General features: G+C 57.1%; 16 protein-coding genes. 9 read left to right on the top strand and 7 right to left on the bottom strand.

Annotation, left to right across the window (positions count from 1 at the left end):
* The 3 genes from proP to PseuLF5_RS03810 all read right to left on the bottom strand — a co-directional run bounded on the left by proP (nucleotide 1) and on the right by PseuLF5_RS03810 (nucleotide 2,726).
* Nucleotides 1-1,506 carry a glycine betaine/L-proline transporter ProP gene (gene proP / locus PseuLF5_RS03820; protein WP_123468643.1) on the bottom strand — a complete coding sequence of 502 codons (1,506 nt, stop codon included), beginning with the start codon at nucleotides 1,504-1,506 and terminating at the stop codon, nucleotides 1-3.
* Nucleotides 1,507-1,696: 190 nt separating this feature from the next.
* Nucleotides 1,697-2,347: a DUF3313 domain-containing protein gene (locus PseuLF5_RS03815; protein ID WP_429540956.1), complete on the bottom strand. Its 651-nt coding sequence runs from the start codon at nucleotides 2,345-2,347 to the stop codon at nucleotides 1,697-1,699.
* A 55-nt stretch (nucleotides 2,348-2,402) separates the two neighbouring features.
* The gene (locus tag PseuLF5_RS03810; protein ID WP_123468646.1) at nucleotides 2,403-2,726 is read right to left on the bottom strand and encodes a hypothetical protein; all 324 of its coding nucleotides are present in this window, start codon (nucleotides 2,724-2,726) and stop codon (nucleotides 2,403-2,405) included.
* 166 nt (nucleotides 2,727-2,892) lie between these two features.
* Between PseuLF5_RS03810 and PseuLF5_RS03805 the strand changes: the two genes are divergently transcribed.
* From PseuLF5_RS03805 to PseuLF5_RS03780, 6 genes are all read left to right on the top strand, one after another.
* On the top strand, nucleotides 2,893-3,600 hold the full coding sequence (locus tag PseuLF5_RS03805) for a response regulator (protein WP_123469184.1): 708 nt from the start codon (nucleotides 2,893-2,895) through the stop codon (nucleotides 3,598-3,600).
* The gene (locus PseuLF5_RS03800) at nucleotides 3,597-4,925 is read left to right on the top strand and encodes an ATP-binding protein (RefSeq protein ID WP_267794772.1); all 1,329 of its coding nucleotides are present in this window, start codon (nucleotides 3,597-3,599) and stop codon (nucleotides 4,923-4,925) included. The genes PseuLF5_RS03805 and PseuLF5_RS03800 overlap by 4 nt, the downstream gene beginning before the upstream one ends.
* Before the next feature lie 228 nt (nucleotides 4,926-5,153).
* Nucleotides 5,154-6,443: an NAD(P)/FAD-dependent oxidoreductase gene (locus PseuLF5_RS03795; RefSeq protein ID WP_340132967.1), complete on the top strand. Its 1,290-nt coding sequence runs from the start codon at nucleotides 5,154-5,156 to the stop codon at nucleotides 6,441-6,443.
* 15 nt (nucleotides 6,444-6,458) lie between these two features.
* Nucleotides 6,459-7,016, top strand: a complete 558-nt coding sequence (locus PseuLF5_RS03790) for a helix-turn-helix domain-containing protein (RefSeq protein WP_123468651.1) — start codon at nucleotides 6,459-6,461, stop codon at nucleotides 7,014-7,016.
* Nucleotides 7,017-7,037: 21 nt separating this feature from the next.
* Nucleotides 7,038-8,384: a glutamine synthetase family protein gene (locus PseuLF5_RS03785; RefSeq protein WP_267794768.1), complete on the top strand. Its 1,347-nt coding sequence runs from the start codon at nucleotides 7,038-7,040 to the stop codon at nucleotides 8,382-8,384.
* Between the two features lie 185 nt (nucleotides 8,385-8,569).
* Nucleotides 8,570-9,430, top strand: a complete 861-nt coding sequence (locus PseuLF5_RS03780; protein ID WP_267794766.1) for a hypothetical protein — start codon at nucleotides 8,570-8,572, stop codon at nucleotides 9,428-9,430.
* 237 nt (nucleotides 9,431-9,667) lie between these two features.
* On the opposite strand, the gene PseuLF5_RS03775 is transcribed toward PseuLF5_RS03780, so the two are convergent.
* Nucleotides 9,668-10,048: a winged helix-turn-helix transcriptional regulator gene (locus tag PseuLF5_RS03775; protein ID WP_128614456.1), complete on the bottom strand. Its 381-nt coding sequence runs from the start codon at nucleotides 10,046-10,048 to the stop codon at nucleotides 9,668-9,670.
* Nucleotides 10,049-10,143: 95 nt separating this feature from the next.
* Here PseuLF5_RS03775 and PseuLF5_RS03770 point away from each other — a divergent pair, with 95 nt between their 5' ends.
* The 3 genes from PseuLF5_RS03770 (at nucleotide 10,144) to PseuLF5_RS03760 (ending at nucleotide 11,908) form a co-directional block, all read left to right on the top strand.
* The gene (locus tag PseuLF5_RS03770; protein WP_186745302.1) at nucleotides 10,144-10,554 is read left to right on the top strand and encodes a DoxX family protein; all 411 of its coding nucleotides are present in this window, start codon (nucleotides 10,144-10,146) and stop codon (nucleotides 10,552-10,554) included.
* 11 nt (nucleotides 10,555-10,565) lie between these two features.
* Entirely contained in the window at nucleotides 10,566-11,309 is a 744-nt protein-coding gene (locus tag PseuLF5_RS03765) for an SDR family NAD(P)-dependent oxidoreductase (protein ID WP_340132966.1), read from the top strand.
* Nucleotides 11,310-11,458: 149 nt separating this feature from the next.
* Entirely contained in the window at nucleotides 11,459-11,908 is a 450-nt protein-coding gene (locus tag PseuLF5_RS03760) for a hypothetical protein (RefSeq protein WP_336346761.1), read from the top strand.
* 200 nt (nucleotides 11,909-12,108) lie between these two features.
* Here the strand turns inward: PseuLF5_RS03760 and PseuLF5_RS03755 are convergent, their stop codons facing one another.
* The 3 genes from PseuLF5_RS03755 to PseuLF5_RS03745 all read right to left on the bottom strand — a co-directional run bounded on the left by PseuLF5_RS03755 (nucleotide 12,109) and on the right by PseuLF5_RS03745 (nucleotide 15,474).
* Nucleotides 12,109-12,438, bottom strand: a complete 330-nt coding sequence (locus PseuLF5_RS03755; RefSeq protein ID WP_340132965.1) for a DHCW motif cupin fold protein — start codon at nucleotides 12,436-12,438, stop codon at nucleotides 12,109-12,111.
* A gap of 645 nt (nucleotides 12,439-13,083) precedes the next feature.
* A complete protein-coding gene (locus PseuLF5_RS03750) occupies nucleotides 13,084-14,193 on the bottom strand; it encodes a hypothetical protein (RefSeq protein WP_336346759.1) in 1,110 nt (369 codons plus the stop codon).
* A complete protein-coding gene (locus PseuLF5_RS03745; protein WP_313872084.1) occupies nucleotides 14,194-15,474 on the bottom strand; it encodes a hypothetical protein in 1,281 nt (426 codons plus the stop codon).
* Between the last annotated feature and the right edge of the window lie 187 nt (nucleotides 15,475-15,661).

Below are 15,661 nucleotides of genomic sequence, written 5' to 3'. Positions count from 1 at the left end.
TCATTCGTTGATGCGCGGATGCTGCTGCACCAGCAACTTGCGCTTGTCCTCCAGCTCCGCAATTTGCGCGTCGATATCTTCAATTTTCTGCTCGATATTATCGTGATGCTCCTGCAGCAGCTCTTTGGCTTCCTCAAGATCGGAAGCCGCCGGCGCAGCGCCACGCAACGGCTGGTTGGCGGTTTCCTTCATGGTGACGCCAGTGATCAGGCCGATCACGGCAATGACCATCAGGTAATACGCCGGCATGTACAGGTTATTGGTGCTTTCTACCAGCCAGGCGACAGCGGTCGGGGTCAGACCGGCGATCAGCACCGAGACGTTGAATGCACTGGCCAGGGCGCTATAGCGAATATGCGTGGGGAACATCGCCGGCAGGGTCGAGGCCATGACGCCGATGAAGAAGTTCAGCAACACGGCCAGCATCAGCAGGCCGGCGAAGATCAGGCCGATCTTGCCGCTATTGATCAGCATGAACGCCGGAATTGCCAGGATGAACAGACCGATGCTGCCGACGACGATGAAAGGCTTGCGGCCGATCTTGTCGCTGATGAAGCCAATCGCCGGCTGCACGAACAGCATGCCGACCATGATCGCGATGATGATCAGCACGCCACGGTTTTCGCTGTAGTGCAGGTTGTGCGACAGGTAGCTCGGCATGTACGTCAACAGCATGTAGTAGGTGACGTTGGTCACTGCTACTACGCCGATGCAGGTCATCAGGCTGCGCCAGTGCTTGGTCGCCACTTCCTTGAACGAGACTTTCGGGCCGCCGGCGAGGCCTTCGCGGTCACCTTGCTCAAGTTTTTCGACGTGCTGCTGGAAGGCCGGGGTTTCTTCCAGGGCATGACGCAGATAGAGGCCGATCATGCCCAGCGGCAACGCGAGGAAGAACGGCAGACGCCAGCCCCATTCCTCGAACTTCGCTTCGCCGAGCGTGGTGGAAATCAACACCACTACGCCGGCGCCGAGGACGAAACCGGCAATCGAGCCAAAGTCCAGCCAACTGCCGAGAAACCCGCGTTTGCGGTCCGGTGCATATTCGGCGACGAAGATTGAGGCGCCGGTGTATTCGCCACCGACCGAGAAGCCCTGAGCCATTTTCGCCAGTAACAGCAGGATCGGCGCCCAGATGCCGATCGAGGCATAGGACGGGATCAGGCCGATGGCAAAGGTGCTGAGCGACATGATCACGATGGTGGCCGCGAGGACTTTCTGGCGTCCGTACTTGTCGCCCAGAGCGCCGAAAAACAGGCCACCCAGTGGCCGAATGAGAAACGGCACGGAGAAGGTCGCCAATGCGGCGATCATTTGAATGCCCGGATCGGCGCCCGGAAAGAACACTTTGCCGAGCACGTAGGCGACAAAGCCATAGACGCCAAAGTCGAACCATTCCATCGCATTGCCGAGCGCGGCGGCGGTGATGGCCTTGCGCATCTTGGCGTCGTCGACAATGGTGATGTCTTTCAGTCTGATCGGACTGACCGCGGGTTTGCTGGATGTCATGTGGCGTATTCCCTGTACCTGAGCTGTATCGGTGCTATCTGTTTGATGGCATGGACTTATTGGCTCTGATACAAGAAGACACGAAAAAATTCAGCGCTCGCTGAATTTTTTCCGGGTGTCACCGAATTAACTGCCCTGTGAGTGCAGAGCGTGATGAGGGCGCAGCCGAACGGGGTAAGTCCCGTCGCCACTATTTGCGAATCGCCGCGTACGATTTGCCCAGGTCATTGGCCCAACCGTCGAGCACGCCTTTGACGTCATCGGCGGTCAGCACCTGCCGGTCGTTTTCCAGCGCCACGCCAGTGCCCTTGCGTACGACTTCGGCGACCACTTCACCGGTCGAACCGTCCTCGAACGACACTTCGGTGGCGATTTCGCTGTCCTGATCGCGGATGCCGGTGGCGCTGCTCACTCCGGCGGCGATCAAGGTGACCGGCAGCCACTCATAAAACCGCAAACCCTGGGTGCTGGCGGCCACACGGGTGATCGCCGGTCTGACCGTCAGCGTGTCCGGGCCGGGGTGCGGGACCAGTTTCAGTACCTTGCCCAGTTCGAGCCGCAGGGCGGCGTCGTAGTAATCGGTTACGCCGGCGAGCGTGCTCAGCGGGATGCGTTCAGTCGGCTCGGCGCTCGGGTAGAACTGACTCGGCGCCAGATAGGCCTGCGTATAACGGCCACGGGCCAGGGCCGGACTGACCCAACCCAGAACCGGCAGGCCCGATGGCGACTGGTGCTCGCGCAGTACGCTGTAATCGTGGAGAAAGCCGCTGTATTTTTCAGGCTCGACGGTTTTGCTGCTGCAGGCCGACAGGCTCAGGGACGCGGTACACAGCAGCGTCATCAAGCAATGGCTTCTGATCATGGAGTTCCTTGTTTTACGTCTATTGCCCGCAGGTTCAGTCGTGGGCGGTGGTCGAGGAGGCGAGTGGCGCGGTGTTGTCCGAACACTCGATGTGCAGCGTTCCGTGGGTCATGATCCAGTGGATGAGATCGGCGGCCGGAATCGAGTGGACGTACTCGACCCATTGGGCGCTGGTGGGGCCGAACTGCTCGAAATAGCGGCGCAGGACAATCCGGCTCTGATCATTCGCCAGGCCCAGGCAGAACTCCTGAAACAGCAGCGGCTGATCGGGTTCGGGTGCGGTGGTGCGCTGGCTGAGGATCAACGGATAGCGGGCGTCGTGTCCCTCGGCGGTATACCTGCTGTGCAAAGCCTTCATGAAATGCCCCCCTGTTTTCGATGGTCTGCAGGGTGCCCGAGGGTTTTTGCCGCAGGATGTCCGCTTGATGTCCGGGGCGAAGGAATGTTGCCCGATTGAAATAAATGACCCGGGCGCCGGAATAGTTTTAGATGCGTTCTTTTTCTGGCCTGAGGATCCTGTGAACGTGAGCAGACTGCTGATCGTCGACGATGACGTGGAAATTCTCGCCTTGCTGAAGAAGTTCTTCGTCCAGCACGCCTACGAGGTTGATGTCGCCGCCGACGGCGTCGCGATGTGGGCGGCGATTGCGCAGCAGCGGCCGGACACGATCATTCTCGACCTGATGCTGCCCGGCGAAGGTGGTTTGAGTCTGTGCCAGAAAATACGCGCGCAGATGGGCATTCCGATCATCATGCTCACGGCGATGGCCGAGTTGAGCGACCGCATTGTCGGGCTGGAACTCGGCGCCGACGATTACCTGACCAAGCCCTTTGCCCCGCAAGAACTGCTGGCCCGCGTGCGCGCCTTGCAGCGTCGGGCCGGAGAACAGCGAACGGCGCTGGAACCTTCACGCCCGGTTATCGCCTTCGCCGGTTGGCATCTGGACATCACTTGCCGCGAGCTGCGCTCGCCGGAAAACGTGATGATTCCGCTGTCCGGTGGCGAGTTCGATCTGCTGGTGGTGTTTCTCGATCACCCGCAGCGCATCCTCACCCGAGAGCAACTGATCGACCTGTCCCGTGGCCAGGGCCATGACGCGTTCGATCGCAGCATCGACGTGCAGGTCAGCCGTTTGCGGCGCAAGATCGAGCCGGACAGCAAACGCCCGGACCTGATCCGCACGGTGCGCAACGGCGGTTATATGTTCACCGCCAAGGTCACGCGCTCATGATCCGCCGGTGGCTGCAGCGCGACCCGCTGAGTCGGCGGATTGCCCTGACCATTGTCGCGGCCATGCTCGCTTCGCTGGCGCTGAATTTCCTGTTCGTGGAGGTGGCGGGGACCTGGGCGCGACCGCCCATTGAACGCACCGGGTTGCTGGAGCAGATTGCCGCCACCGTCAAAGTGATCGAAGCCGCACCGGCACCTTTACGCCGGCAACTGGCCCAAGCGGCAAGTGGCCCGACCCAGGAAGTGACGTGGAGTGCGCAACGCGCCGAACTCGGATTGCCGGCGGGTGGTACGCCACTCATCGCGAACAAGGCGTCGGTGCTGCATCAGTTGTTGGGCGATGATCGACACATTCAGGTGTTCAATCCCGCGGACTGGCCGAGCGGCAGTCCGCAGGCCCGCTACGCGGCGCTGATTCAACTGCCGGATGCCAGTTGGTTGCTGTTCGCTTCACGCGAGCGCTCCTGGGGACTGGACATCGGCACACGCATCGCGATCATCATCGCTCTGGGCCTGATTGCCACGGTATTGGTGGCCTGGCTTGCCACCCGCCAACTGGCCCAACCGCTGCAGCGTTTCGCCAGCGCCGCGCGCCGTTTCGGCGGTGATCTGCGCGCGCCGCCGATCAAGATCGAAGGCCCGAACGAAATCCGCCAGGTGATCATCGCCTTCAACACCATGCAGGCGCAGATTCAGCACTACATCAGCGAACGCACGCACATGCTGGCGTCGATTTCCCATGACTTGCGCGCACCGCTGACCCGTATGCGCCTGCGCAGCGAATTCATGGAAGACCTCGATCACCAGGGCAAGCTGATCCGCGATATCGAAGAAATGCAGTCGATGATCAACGCGGCGCTGGCGTTCTTCCGTGAAGACACGCACCGCGAGGAGACCACTGCATTCGATCTGTCGGAACTCTTGCAAACGATCGTCGATGACTACCGCGATCAACACATCAGCGTTGACTTTGAGGGGCCCGCGCATCTGGTTTATGAGGGGCGGCCGCTGGGTATCAAGCGAGTGATTGTCAATCTTCTGGAAAACGCCGAAAAATATGCGCAACAGCCGCGCATCGAACTTCGCGCGAACGAGCGCCTGGTCAGTATCGAAGTCAGTGACACGGGGCCTGGCATTGCTGAAGAGTCGTTGGAAAAGGTCTTCGATCCGTTTTTTCGCCTCGAAACCTCGCGCAACCGTAACACCGGCGGCGTCGGGCTGGGGCTGTCCGCTGCGCGGGCGATCGTGTGGGAGCAGGGTGGGACGTTGACGTTGCGCAACCGCAGCGGCGGCGGTCTGATCGCGCGGGTCGAACTGCCTTTGTAATGCCTTGAAGCATTTGCGCGTTGCGGGCGGTTAACAGGTCTCCTGTCCCGATAAGAAGCGTCCCTGAAAACACCACGGCCATCCGCACGCCTTGGTCCGCTCTCGCAACTTAGCAACCTGAAAATGGACCGATCTCGGATCTGCCGCTGCGCATTTTGAGTTGCTGGCGTGAAATTTATTCTGTAGATTTTCATGAAATTATAAGAAATAAATTTCATGAGGCCGCGCATGTTTCTGCAATCCAGCCAGCACGTCGACAGCTATTACGCCCACAGTTGCGCCGATCTCCTGCGCGATCGGCCGATGCTGCAGGGCGATCAAGACACCGACATCGTGATCGTCGGCGCTGGTTTCAGCGGCCTGCACACCGCATTGCGTCTGGCGCTGGCCGGTAAGCGCGTGACACTGCTGGAAGCCAGTCGCGTCGCGTGGGCGGCCTCGGGGCGTAACGGCGGACAGGCGATTCTTGGCTGGTCATGCGACATGCCGCCGCTGGAAGCCGCGCTGGGGCGTGAGCGGGCCAGACGGCTGTGGGACGGCATGCGCTGGGCGGCTCGGGAATTACGCGAGTTGCCTGGGCGGCATGGTTTCGACTGCGATTATCGACCCGGGCATTTGTGGACGTCGGTGATGCCGCGTCGGGTCAGTCTGCTCACTGAATGGCAGGAGGAGGCCAGCCAAAAGTGGGGCCACGATGCGCTGCAGTTCATCCCGCGTGAACAGTTGCCGGAATGGGTGGCCAGTGAGCGTTATCAGGCGGGGCTGTACGACCCCGAAGGCGCGCACCTCAATCCTCTGAAACTGGCGTCGGGTCTGGCGATGGCGATCGAGCGCGCCGGTGGCCGCCTCTACGAGCAAAGCAAAGCCTTGAGTTATCAGGAGGAGGGCACAGGCTGGCGGGTCAACACCGAGCACGGATCGGTTCGCGCCGATGTGATGGTCCTCGCGTGTAACGCCTACCTTGATGAACTCGATCCACAATTGTCGAGCTGCATCCTGCCGGTGGGCACCTATCAAGTCGCCACCGCACCGCTCACGCCGGAGCAAGCGACGGCGCTGCTGCCAGGCAATGTCTGCGTGACCGACAACCAGTTCGTCCTCGACTACTTCCGCCGCACCCCGGATAACCGTTTGCTGTTCGGTGGCGGCTGCACCTATCTCGGGGGCATGCCCAAAGACATCGCGGCAGCCACCCGGCCGTTCCTGCAACGGGTGTTCCCGCAACTCACGGGTGTCGATATCGAGTTCGCCTGGGGCGGACATATCGACTTGACGATCAACCGCACACCGGATGTCGGCGGCGAGCGCAATCGTTACTGGCTGCAAGGCTATTCAGGCCACGGCGTGCTGCCGACACTGGCTGCCGCACGTGCAGTGTCCGACGCGATCCTCGGCAACGCGGATGAATTGGCGTTGTATCAAGGCTTGAGTAATGGCAGCTTTCCCGGCGGCAAATACCTCGCGGCGCCGCTCGAAGCGATCGGCAAGGCCTGGTACCGACTGCGCGACAGCCTCTGACCTGGAATCCCTGTGATGGACAAGCAAGAAGAAATCGCGGCGCTGGCGATCCTGATTCACGACCTGCGCAAGCACAAGAAATGGACCCTCAAAGAGCTGGCCGACAAGATCGGCCGCTCCGTAGGTTTCCTTTCGCAAGTGGAGCGCGGCCTGTCACGGCCGACGGTGGCGGACCTGACGGCGATCAGCGAAACCTTCGGCGTGCCGACCACCTATTTCTACAGCCTGCCCAAACCCAAGGAACTGCCGTGGGTCACCCGGCCGGACGAGCGGCGCACGTTGTATTTCGCCAACGGCATCACCGACATTCTGGTGTCGCCGCAGATCCGCGCATCATTCTCCATGCTCGAAAGTCACCTTGAGGCCGGCGCCAGCAGCGGCGACCGCCATCTGACCGACAGCTCGGAGCAGGGCGGTTACGTCCTCGAAGGCGAACTGACGTTGTGGCTGGGCGACGATCAAGACCCGGTCACGCTCAAGGCCGGCGACAGCTTTCAATTCGACAGTCACACCCGTTGCCGTTACGGCAACCTCACCGAGCACCTGACCCGCGTGCTCTGGGTCTACACCTGATAACCACAAAGGATGAACACGATGGACGCTGTCTGCGCTGACCTGCTCGCCGAAGTTCGGGCGTTTCGCCAACGCTACCCCGAGGTCCGTTATGTCGACTTGATCTCGCTGGACATTCCCGGGCATTTTTACGGCAAGCGTTACCCCGTGGACATGCTCGAAAAGGTTGCCGCGGGCAGTGCCCTCAAACTGCCACAAAATTGCGTTTTGCTCGGCGTCCAGGGCGGCCTGTTCAAGATTGGCGACTACTGTTTCAACGACGGCGACCCGGACGCCGTGCGCCGCCTGGTGCCGGGCACACTGAAACCGGTGACCTGGGAAGCGCAGCCGCTGGGGCAGATGCTGATCACCTCGGACGGCACCGAAAAGCCAATCGAATTCGAACCCCGCGAAGTCCTCGCGCAAGTGCTCAATCGCCTGGCGCGTAAAGGCATTCATCCGGTGGTGGCGTTCGAACTGGAGTTCTACCTGTTCGACAAGACCTTGCGCGACGGCCTGCCGCAATTCCCCCGCGACGACCTGACCGACGACGCCGATGACCAGCCGAACATGCACATCGAACGCCTGTCACGCTTCGCCCCGGTGCTCGATGAAATGGTCGAAGCGACGCGCGCCCAAGGTATCGACGCCACGGTCATCACCGCGGAACTCGGCCCTGGTCAGTTCGAAATCAACTTCGGCCACCTCGACGACGGCTTGCGTGCCGCCGACTGGGCCGCGCTGTTCTGCCGCAGCACCCGTGGCGTCGCGCTCAAACACGGCTACCGCGCCAGTTTCATGGCCAAGCCGTACTTGCAGCATCCGGGCAGTGGCATGCATGTGCATGTCAGCCTGTACGACGCCGAGGGCAACAATCTGTTGGCGGCCAATCAACAACAACCGCTACGCCATGCGGTGGCCGGATGCCTGGAACTGTTGCCGCACAGCATGCCGATCTTCGCGCCGAACCAGAATGCGATGCGGCGTCTGGGCGGTACAGTGAACACGGCGACCAAAGCGAGCTGGGGATTCGAGGACCGTGATGCGTGCTTGCGCATTCCCGAGTCGGACGAGAAGAACCTGCGCATCGAGTATCGACTGGCGGGAGCAGATGCCAATCCGTATCTGGTGTTGGCGGCGATTCTGGTGGGACTGGAGCATGGGCTGGAGTCGGGCAAGGAGCCAATCGCACCGTTGAATGAAGATCGCAACAGCGGGATCGGCTTTCCAACGGAAATGTTTGAAGCGGTGAGGGCGATGCAGTCTCAGGCGCAGTTGCGCGAAGGGCTGGGCGCTGAGTTTGTCGATGTGTATTGCGAGAACAAACGGCAGGATCATCTGGCATTTATGCAAGAGATCAGTGCGCGGGAGTATCGCTGGTATCTGTAAGTTGTGGCGCCGATGCAGGGAGAGTCTGCGGTCATAGCTTCAAGACCGCACATTCCCACAGCCTGACTGGATTTCGGGAGCAGACTTTACATGGCAGTGCAGCCTGTTCGCCCTTTGACCTGGAGTTGAAATAGAGAAAAAGCTGACTACCCTGTTTGTACCGGCCATGTCAGGGAGGACGGGAAATGCTCATGAATTTCTGCAATGTCAGCGCATTGAAACAACGACTGTGCCCACTGGTCGCTGTTCCCACCAACGTCTTTTCCCGAAATAAATGGGGCCTGTTCAAGGCCCATGACGTCAACGGCGAAATTGTCTTCGATGCAGCCTACGAAGGGGGCAACTCACCCCGGGTATATGGGGTGATAGAAGCCAACAACGGATGCGGGATCTATGTTCCTGTCGGGCGTCAGTACAACGCTGGCGCTTATATACTGCCTGTTCCTATCTGCGTCGGCGGAGCAAGAGATCTGCGAATAACGGCCTTGGGTTATGTCCGGGAGACGGATCAACAAGTCATCGAGCGAGAGGCCCGGGAAGAACTCATGCAACCGATCGACATTCTGAGCATCCAGCCCCTGGCTACAACGGTTGCGGCGCAAGATGGCCAGTACTACATCGTCAGACTGAAGTCGCAACTTTCAACGTTCTATTACTCATGGGATGTCGCGGGCAGCGACCAGGTGACAGCAGTGAGGTACTGGAGCCTGCCTTCTTTGATTGAAGCGCGACATGGTGTGGAACAAACACAACCGGCGGGTGAAATGGCGCAGTTGTTATTCGACGATCTTGGCTGCAGCGCCACTCATCGCGCCGCCTGGCTTGCCGAGTGGCACGCGAGTGCCTATGACGCGACGATCAGGCATTTACTGCGGAATTCCGTAAGAGTGGATACCGGTAGCGAAGGTTTAAATATTCTGTCGAGAATGTATGGAAACAGAAAATATACCTATCGCAACCAATATCCTGCCTTTGCTCCGACGGTAAACCCTGCGCACGAATTGACATGCCGAGGGCGATGCAACTCAAACAACGGAAATTTGTAGAGCAGCGCCATCGAACGAGGCACGTTGGGGCTGGTAATGCTGGCCATCAAGCGTTCGGCCACCGGTACAGCATCCTCGTCACACAACTGGTCCGGCAGTAGAACGATAAATTCGTCACCGCCCATGCGTCGGCGCTAACCCCTCCATTGCTTGAGCGTCCCGAAGAGATGCTCAGCCTGGACCCATTGCAGCCTTTCAGGCTGAGCAAAGTTCGACTCAAATACGTCTCTGACCCGCCTAGGTTTTTTTTACTTTGCGGCCGCGTGAGGCAGGCTTCACCGGCACGCTTTTGCCGTACTCGCTCCACCATTTAGCGAGCGCCTCCATCGTCGGCCCGAGTGCACGTGCTTTTGCTGTCATTTCATATTCAACACGCGGGGGCACTTCTGCGAAGACTGTTCGCGAGATCAGGCCATCGTTCTCAAGCTCCCGAAGTTGTGCTGTCAGCATGTGTTGGGTGACGCCGTTAATCGCCTTTCGCAGTTCCCCAAAACGATAAATCCGCTGGTTTAGCAGCCACATTATTTCCAGCTTCCACTTGCCTGAAAGTAGCGAAAATGCACGCCGCATTTCCTCGTGCATATTGATCTGCTCTTCATCATTAGTCTGGTTTTCCATACTAAGTACCGGCTTTTCATCCTACTTGTGGGTTTTCATGTTAGACGAGATATTTGCCCTAAGTCGACGTAACAATACCTGCTTGGGAAAACCTCATGATCGAACATTATATTTACTGGATTAGCACGGTCCTGCTTTCGCTGCTCTATCTGGCCTCGGCCTTGATGTACATCGCCAAAGGAGACTATGTGCGAAGCGCACAAGCGGAGTTGGGCTATTCAGCCTCCCACCTTGTGCCTTTGATGATCGTGGTCAAGATACTGGGGCCCGCCGCGATTTTGTGGCGCTTCAATGCAGCACTCAGTGATCTCGCTTATGCCGGCATGTTTTATCACCTGCTGCTTTCAGCTTCAGCGCACCTGGGTGTTCACAAGCCCAAAGGTTCTATCCCGGCAGCCTTGGGACTCATTCTCCTGGCCACCTCCTTCGTGACACAAAACGCTGTTCGCGAATATCCGTCGCCGTACGCACCGCCGTCAGCGGTCGTCCAGACGACTCTCAAATAATGGAGATCGCCATGACTCGACTCAGTGGAAAAGTTGCGATTATCGTCGGCGCCGGTCGTGGTATCGGCCGAGCTACCGCCAGACTTTTCGCGATGCAGGGTGCGAAAGTCGCGGTCGTTTCGCGCACGGCTGAAAATGTCGATCAGGTGGTTGCCGATATCCAGGCCGCTGGCGGCGCCGCCCTCGGAATCGTTTGCGACATCGCTGCCCCTGATCAAATTACTGCCGCTGTCGACAAGGTGATGACTGCCTATGGGCGGATCGACATACTGGTGAATAATGCTTTCGATCCCTCGGTGGTGTTTTCATCGGTGGTCGAGCTGTCAGCCGAGCAGTTGCAGCGTAATTTCGAAATGGGCCCCATTGCTTATCTGCGAACGATGCAGGCGTGCTATCCCCATCTCAAAGCCAGTGGTGAGGGCAGGGTTATCAATTTCGCTTCTCTGGCTGGTGTAGTTGGCATGCAGGGCTACGCGCCTTACAACATGGCAAAGGAGGCGGTACGTGCCTTGACTCGCTCGGCGGCCAGGGAGTGGGGCGCTGACAAGATCACTGTCAACAATGTCATGCCGGTCGCTGACACTTGGGAAGCAGCGGTCGATGTACCTGCACCCACTAACGTACTTGGCCGTTATGGATCACCGGAAGAGGATATTGCGCCGGTGGTGTTGTTTCTCGCTAGCAAGGATGCGCAGTTCTTGACGGGATACAGTCTCACGCCGGACGGAGGCCAAATCATCGACAGCGCCCGCTAACGGTCCTGTTCAAACCCCACGACCCAACGGAAATTGGGCCGATCTCTGCCGGTCACGACAGACTGTTTTCGGCCAGAAGCGGTCATCGAGTATCAACAAAAGCTGAGGCAATTCAGGTAGGCTTCTAAGCACTGATTCGAGGAGCCAGCATGCGTATCACCCAAGATTTACGCGCAAACGAAATTCTCAGGCTTGAGCATCTCTTGGAGGGTTTCAACTATTCGGTCTGGGTTAACACCTACGGGCCCTTCGACCTAAATAGAACGCTCCACGAGCAACTCGCTCATTGCACTGGTAACGAAGTGATCATTGGCGGGCAGTCCTGCGTGACTGCAAGCGAGGCACGCGGCGAGGTTACCGAGCAACTGCTGCACGTCGGGGATGGCGGTTACGGCCCACTTGACCTAAATGCTAAGCGCTCCGAAATCCTTAGTCTTCTTGAAGACCTATTCGTACATGTGCGCCTCGACCAAGCAAGCACCATAACCTCATTTTGGCTAACCAAAGGCCATCCGTCATACCCGGTGTTCTGGGACTTCGCTTTCGATATTCAGAATGGTGGGAAAAGATGGATTTTGATGGGCAGTAGCAGTGACTAGGCCGGGAAAGCCAAGCGTTCTAATGACCTCGCCACGCGTGCTGTTATGACTGCTTTGGGTCGGCTGCGGCCCTTTGCGACAGGCAGAAATCGGCCAGAAGCAGTCGTACGCACAGGTATAGGTATATTTCAGGTCCCAGATTGCGGGAGCTTCAACTGCCAACGGATTGGAGGGGGGCGTTTTACAAGTCGTCCCCACGACTAATCCACAATGAACAACTTCGCCCCGATCGTGGTGAATGAACGATGTCCCTCAGCATTATTGCCTACCTGATAGCTCATACCTGGCGTCAGTGAGAACTGACGACCATCTTCCAGTTCTGTATGCAACTGACCCTCCAGGCACAACAGTATGTGCCCCCTCCAACACCAGTGATCAGCCAAATATCCAGGGCTGTATTCGACCATCCGCACACGCGCTGATCCAAACTGGCAGGTACGCCAATAGGCTGTGCCTGTCTGACCGCCATGCGCCACCGGCTCTATCGTTGACCAATCGGTGATACCAAATGGGATTGCAGTGAGATCCATTTTTGCCTCATCGATATGCAATAAATGCAGACCGTATCATTCGGGCGATGCTGCCGACAGATACAGACGGCCCGCATTTATGGGATACAGGGAGGGGGAAACAGCCTTGAGATAAAAGGGAACGGATTTGATTTCTCGACTCAAAACTTCCGCTCTTGCCGATAGCGTACGCCCACCTAAGTCTGCTTCCGGCCAAAAGCCGCCGGTCGTGTCAGTCGGTTCCGACCCGCTTCCGTCATTCAGAACCGCCTAATTGGCAAAAGTCAGACCATTGAACGCGCCTATGAAATCAGGGGCGATTCAAACCCTATCTCACCCCCTAGTCCGTCTCCCTCCGGTAATCTATCAACGGCTTATGTAGTGGTTTATGAGAACGGAAACCAACTTCGGCTCGGATGCTGGCCAGTTCTGGCCCGACGGAGAATTGCATTCTGCCTTGCTGTCGTTTACATCTGACTTGACGAGCACACGACGAGTCAAAGACCGAAAGATGTTGACCTGTTGTCGCTGATGCAAAATTGACCACTTAGTCGGGACTATTGCCACCTTAGATATGGATTTGGCGGTGACGTCGAGACGTTCCTAAAAAGCCTTCGAGGCGCACCGCACCGGTGCCTTGGTAAATGCATCTTCATTTTAGAACTCTCAGATCACTCTGTGCACCGCTCTCGACATCAGTGAGAAAGCGATGTCCGCGTAGAGTGCTGAGAATTCTGGCGGGAGTTTTACCGCTCGCTGTAAGTACTCTGCTGCCAAAAGGACGAACTTCGGCGCGTAGGGTGACTCTCGAGCAATGTCCATCTGCAGTCCTGTTTCTGGCATATTCCTCATGTGGGCAAAGGCGATCTCCTTGGATAGCAAAGCGGCTGGGAGCGCTTGCTGAGGGGCCTGCACAATCTCGCGAACGAGTTGCTCAAATCGCTCAATATCGGGAAAAATACTTACTGAGTCGTCGCTTTGTCCCGTAGCAAGCTGCCTTATTTTTTTTGCAGTTTGCAGATTTTCATACCCACCATATACGGACGAGAGGAGTGCAGATGAAAAGTCTTCGGCTGTTGATGGGCGCATTAGCAACAGAAATAGCTTGTTGGCGAGACTGGAAAGCGAGGTCAAAAACAGACATAGAGCGTCGCCAAATATTGCGACGTGATCGCTTTTCGAAGGGTCCAGCTCAGGCCTCAATATACGTAAGCGTGCGACAGTTTTACGACACTGCTCACCATAGTCTTTAATCGTCCAGAAGGAACTCGCGGCGTAGCTCATGTACTCAGCAAATGCTGGTGACTTCGAGCGAAAACCCAAAAACATCTCCCAGGCTTCGATTTCGGCTACTTGTGAGTAGTTTTCTGGTAGATGGATCGCACCTTGTAGACCGTGGGCCAAGTCCTCAAATTCAGTGTCATGAAGCAGAGACACGCCAAGCTCAGATGCGCTGGCCCGATGATCGCGGGACAATTTGAGGTTGGCATTTAGCACGACAAAACCATGGTCTGCGCCAACCTTGGACATAACACCCCGCAGCCAAAATGCTCTGCCAATTGCAGATTCTCTCATGCCGCTCTTGCAGTCAAAGACGAGCTTACTATGCATTCCGACCGGGGACGCAGAAATGGCCAGCACATCAAGATCCGTCAGCAAGTATCGCGATCGCTCAATTCGATTGTTTGGCTCAATCTCCACCTCCAACTGAGGTAGCCAGCGTTTAGACACGCAGAATTTAAGTGCTGTAGCCTTCTGAGCTCTGTCCTTCAGCATCTAAATTCCCTCCAGGAGCAATTGGGCTAGTTCATTTTGAGTCTCAGTAGAGAGTGTAATTGTCTCACGTTCGCGTAGAACCTTGGCGCTTACAAGCGATTCGACATATGACTGACTGCCCGTCATCGCCGTTACAGCCTCTTTGTCGATGGCAAGATCAGAGATTTTGTCACCTTGAACAAGCTTGTGAGCGATTCGTAATGACTCCCGGTTTTCAGGGGTATCGATAACTTTTAGCTGGTGCCAGCCGTTGCTCAGTTTTTCAAGTTTCGCAATCCGTAAAAACACCAGATTCTGATATTGCTCGGCGTAGTCGCTTGTCGGTCTGAGCTCCAAGTCGGTCATCAGTCTGTACAGCAGCGCGCCAGGATTTCGAATGGCGTATTTATTAGGAAGCAGTTCCCCCTGCCTCACAGCAGATACAATTGCCAGTGCGCGTTCATATTGCTCTCGCTTCAGTGGACTGATGTTCACTAGCCCAGGCGTAGGCGTGAACATGAACATTGAAGTACCGGCGTGAGAGGTGACGATCGAAGGCGGCTTAACCATACCATCCTGCGCCAAACGTTTGAGTAGCGCGATCTCATCGACGGAGACCTTTGTGCCGCCAATCTCACCGGTCGCCTCAATAAGCTTAAGCGGCCAGCCTTGAGCGCGTTTGAGTAGCGTCAGCGTGTTTTGAACGGTTTTTGCCCCCGACTTGGCCACCTGATCAGCAAAAATATCCGCATTCTCTGTGAAGTAGGTAGGGTTCATCAGGATGTCGCGAGAACGGTGGCGCTGCTTTAAAAGATAACTGCTCTTCGTGCCCAGTTCGATGCTGTTGTCAAAATCCTTGCGAGCGGCTCCCAGCGCGGATGCTAGCGAATCGGCATTTTGGGGGGCTCCTGCCAACCTATCCACGATTTGCAAGGTCATCGTCTCAAATTCGTCAGCCTTTGACTCGTTCACAAAATACTCTCCGAGTCCATCGTAGAGTTCTTCAAAAAAAGGAACGGTAGGCAAGACTGACTTGATGCTTTTTCCATCTTGCATCAGACGGACGAAGCCAATTTCAGCCAAAAGCCTCGTGACTCTCTCCACAGCTAATGTCGGAATTCCTATTAGACTGGATGCTACTAGCCTAACAAGTGAGTATTCCAGCAGGGGCAAGCCACGGATATGCAGAGCAAGCTGAACGGCCATGCCCATTTCAGGTATGCGCTCAAGCCGAGAGTGATCCTTGGTCCCCATTGCCAGCTGAATTTCGTGGCAACGCGCAACAATTATTTTTCGATCCATGATGAATTCCTGTGGAAATGCGGGGGGATCTGCCTTCCCTGTGCTCGCATCAGCAGGGGGCTTTAATCAACGGAAGATGGCATATCGCCACAGTTCCTTAGATCGCGCAAGTCCCAAATTGAACTGGCCTTCTGAACCAAAGGCCCTATCCTTTTTAGGGGCTTGAAAGCCGAGGAAATTCGCTGAG

Source organism: Pseudomonas sp. LF-5, from assembly GCF_037626295.1.
Lineage (GTDB): Bacteria > Pseudomonadota > Gammaproteobacteria > Pseudomonadales > Pseudomonadaceae > Aquipseudomonas > Aquipseudomonas monsensis.
This window is presented reverse-complemented; position numbering and strand designations above follow the sequence as displayed.

Excerpts from the sequence above, each read along its gene's own strand:
- proP (WP_123468643.1), bottom strand. The coding sequence starts at position 1,506 with ATGACATCCAGCAAACCCGCGGTCAGTCCGATCAGACTGAAAGACATC.
- PseuLF5_RS03815 (WP_429540956.1), bottom strand. The coding sequence starts at position 2,347 with ATGACGCTGCTGTGTACCGCGTCCCTGAGCCTGTCGGCCTGCAGCAGC.
- PseuLF5_RS03810 (WP_123468646.1), bottom strand. The coding sequence starts at position 2,726 with ATGAAGGCTTTGCACAGCAGGTATACCGCCGAGGGACACGACGCCCGC.
- PseuLF5_RS03800 (WP_267794772.1), top strand. The coding sequence starts at position 3,597 with ATGATCCGCCGGTGGCTGCAGCGCGACCCGCTGAGTCGGCGGATTGCC.
- PseuLF5_RS03795 (WP_340132967.1), top strand. The coding sequence starts at position 5,154 with ATGTTTCTGCAATCCAGCCAGCACGTCGACAGCTATTACGCCCACAGT.
- PseuLF5_RS03790 (WP_123468651.1), top strand. The coding sequence starts at position 6,459 with ATGGACAAGCAAGAAGAAATCGCGGCGCTGGCGATCCTGATTCACGAC.
- PseuLF5_RS03785 (WP_267794768.1), top strand. The coding sequence starts at position 7,038 with ATGGACGCTGTCTGCGCTGACCTGCTCGCCGAAGTTCGGGCGTTTCGC.
- PseuLF5_RS03780 (WP_267794766.1), top strand. The coding sequence starts at position 8,570 with ATGCTCATGAATTTCTGCAATGTCAGCGCATTGAAACAACGACTGTGC.
- PseuLF5_RS03775 (WP_128614456.1), bottom strand. The coding sequence starts at position 10,048 with ATGGAAAACCAGACTAATGATGAAGAGCAGATCAATATGCACGAGGAA.
- PseuLF5_RS03770 (WP_186745302.1), top strand. The coding sequence starts at position 10,144 with ATGATCGAACATTATATTTACTGGATTAGCACGGTCCTGCTTTCGCTG.
- PseuLF5_RS03765 (WP_340132966.1), top strand. The coding sequence starts at position 10,566 with ATGACTCGACTCAGTGGAAAAGTTGCGATTATCGTCGGCGCCGGTCGT.
- PseuLF5_RS03760 (WP_336346761.1), top strand. The coding sequence starts at position 11,459 with ATGCGTATCACCCAAGATTTACGCGCAAACGAAATTCTCAGGCTTGAG.
- PseuLF5_RS03755 (WP_340132965.1), bottom strand. The coding sequence starts at position 12,438 with ATGGATCTCACTGCAATCCCATTTGGTATCACCGATTGGTCAACGATA.
- PseuLF5_RS03750 (WP_336346759.1), bottom strand. The coding sequence starts at position 14,193 with ATGCTGAAGGACAGAGCTCAGAAGGCTACAGCACTTAAATTCTGCGTG.
- PseuLF5_RS03745 (WP_313872084.1), bottom strand. The coding sequence starts at position 15,474 with ATGGATCGAAAAATAATTGTTGCGCGTTGCCACGAAATTCAGCTGGCA.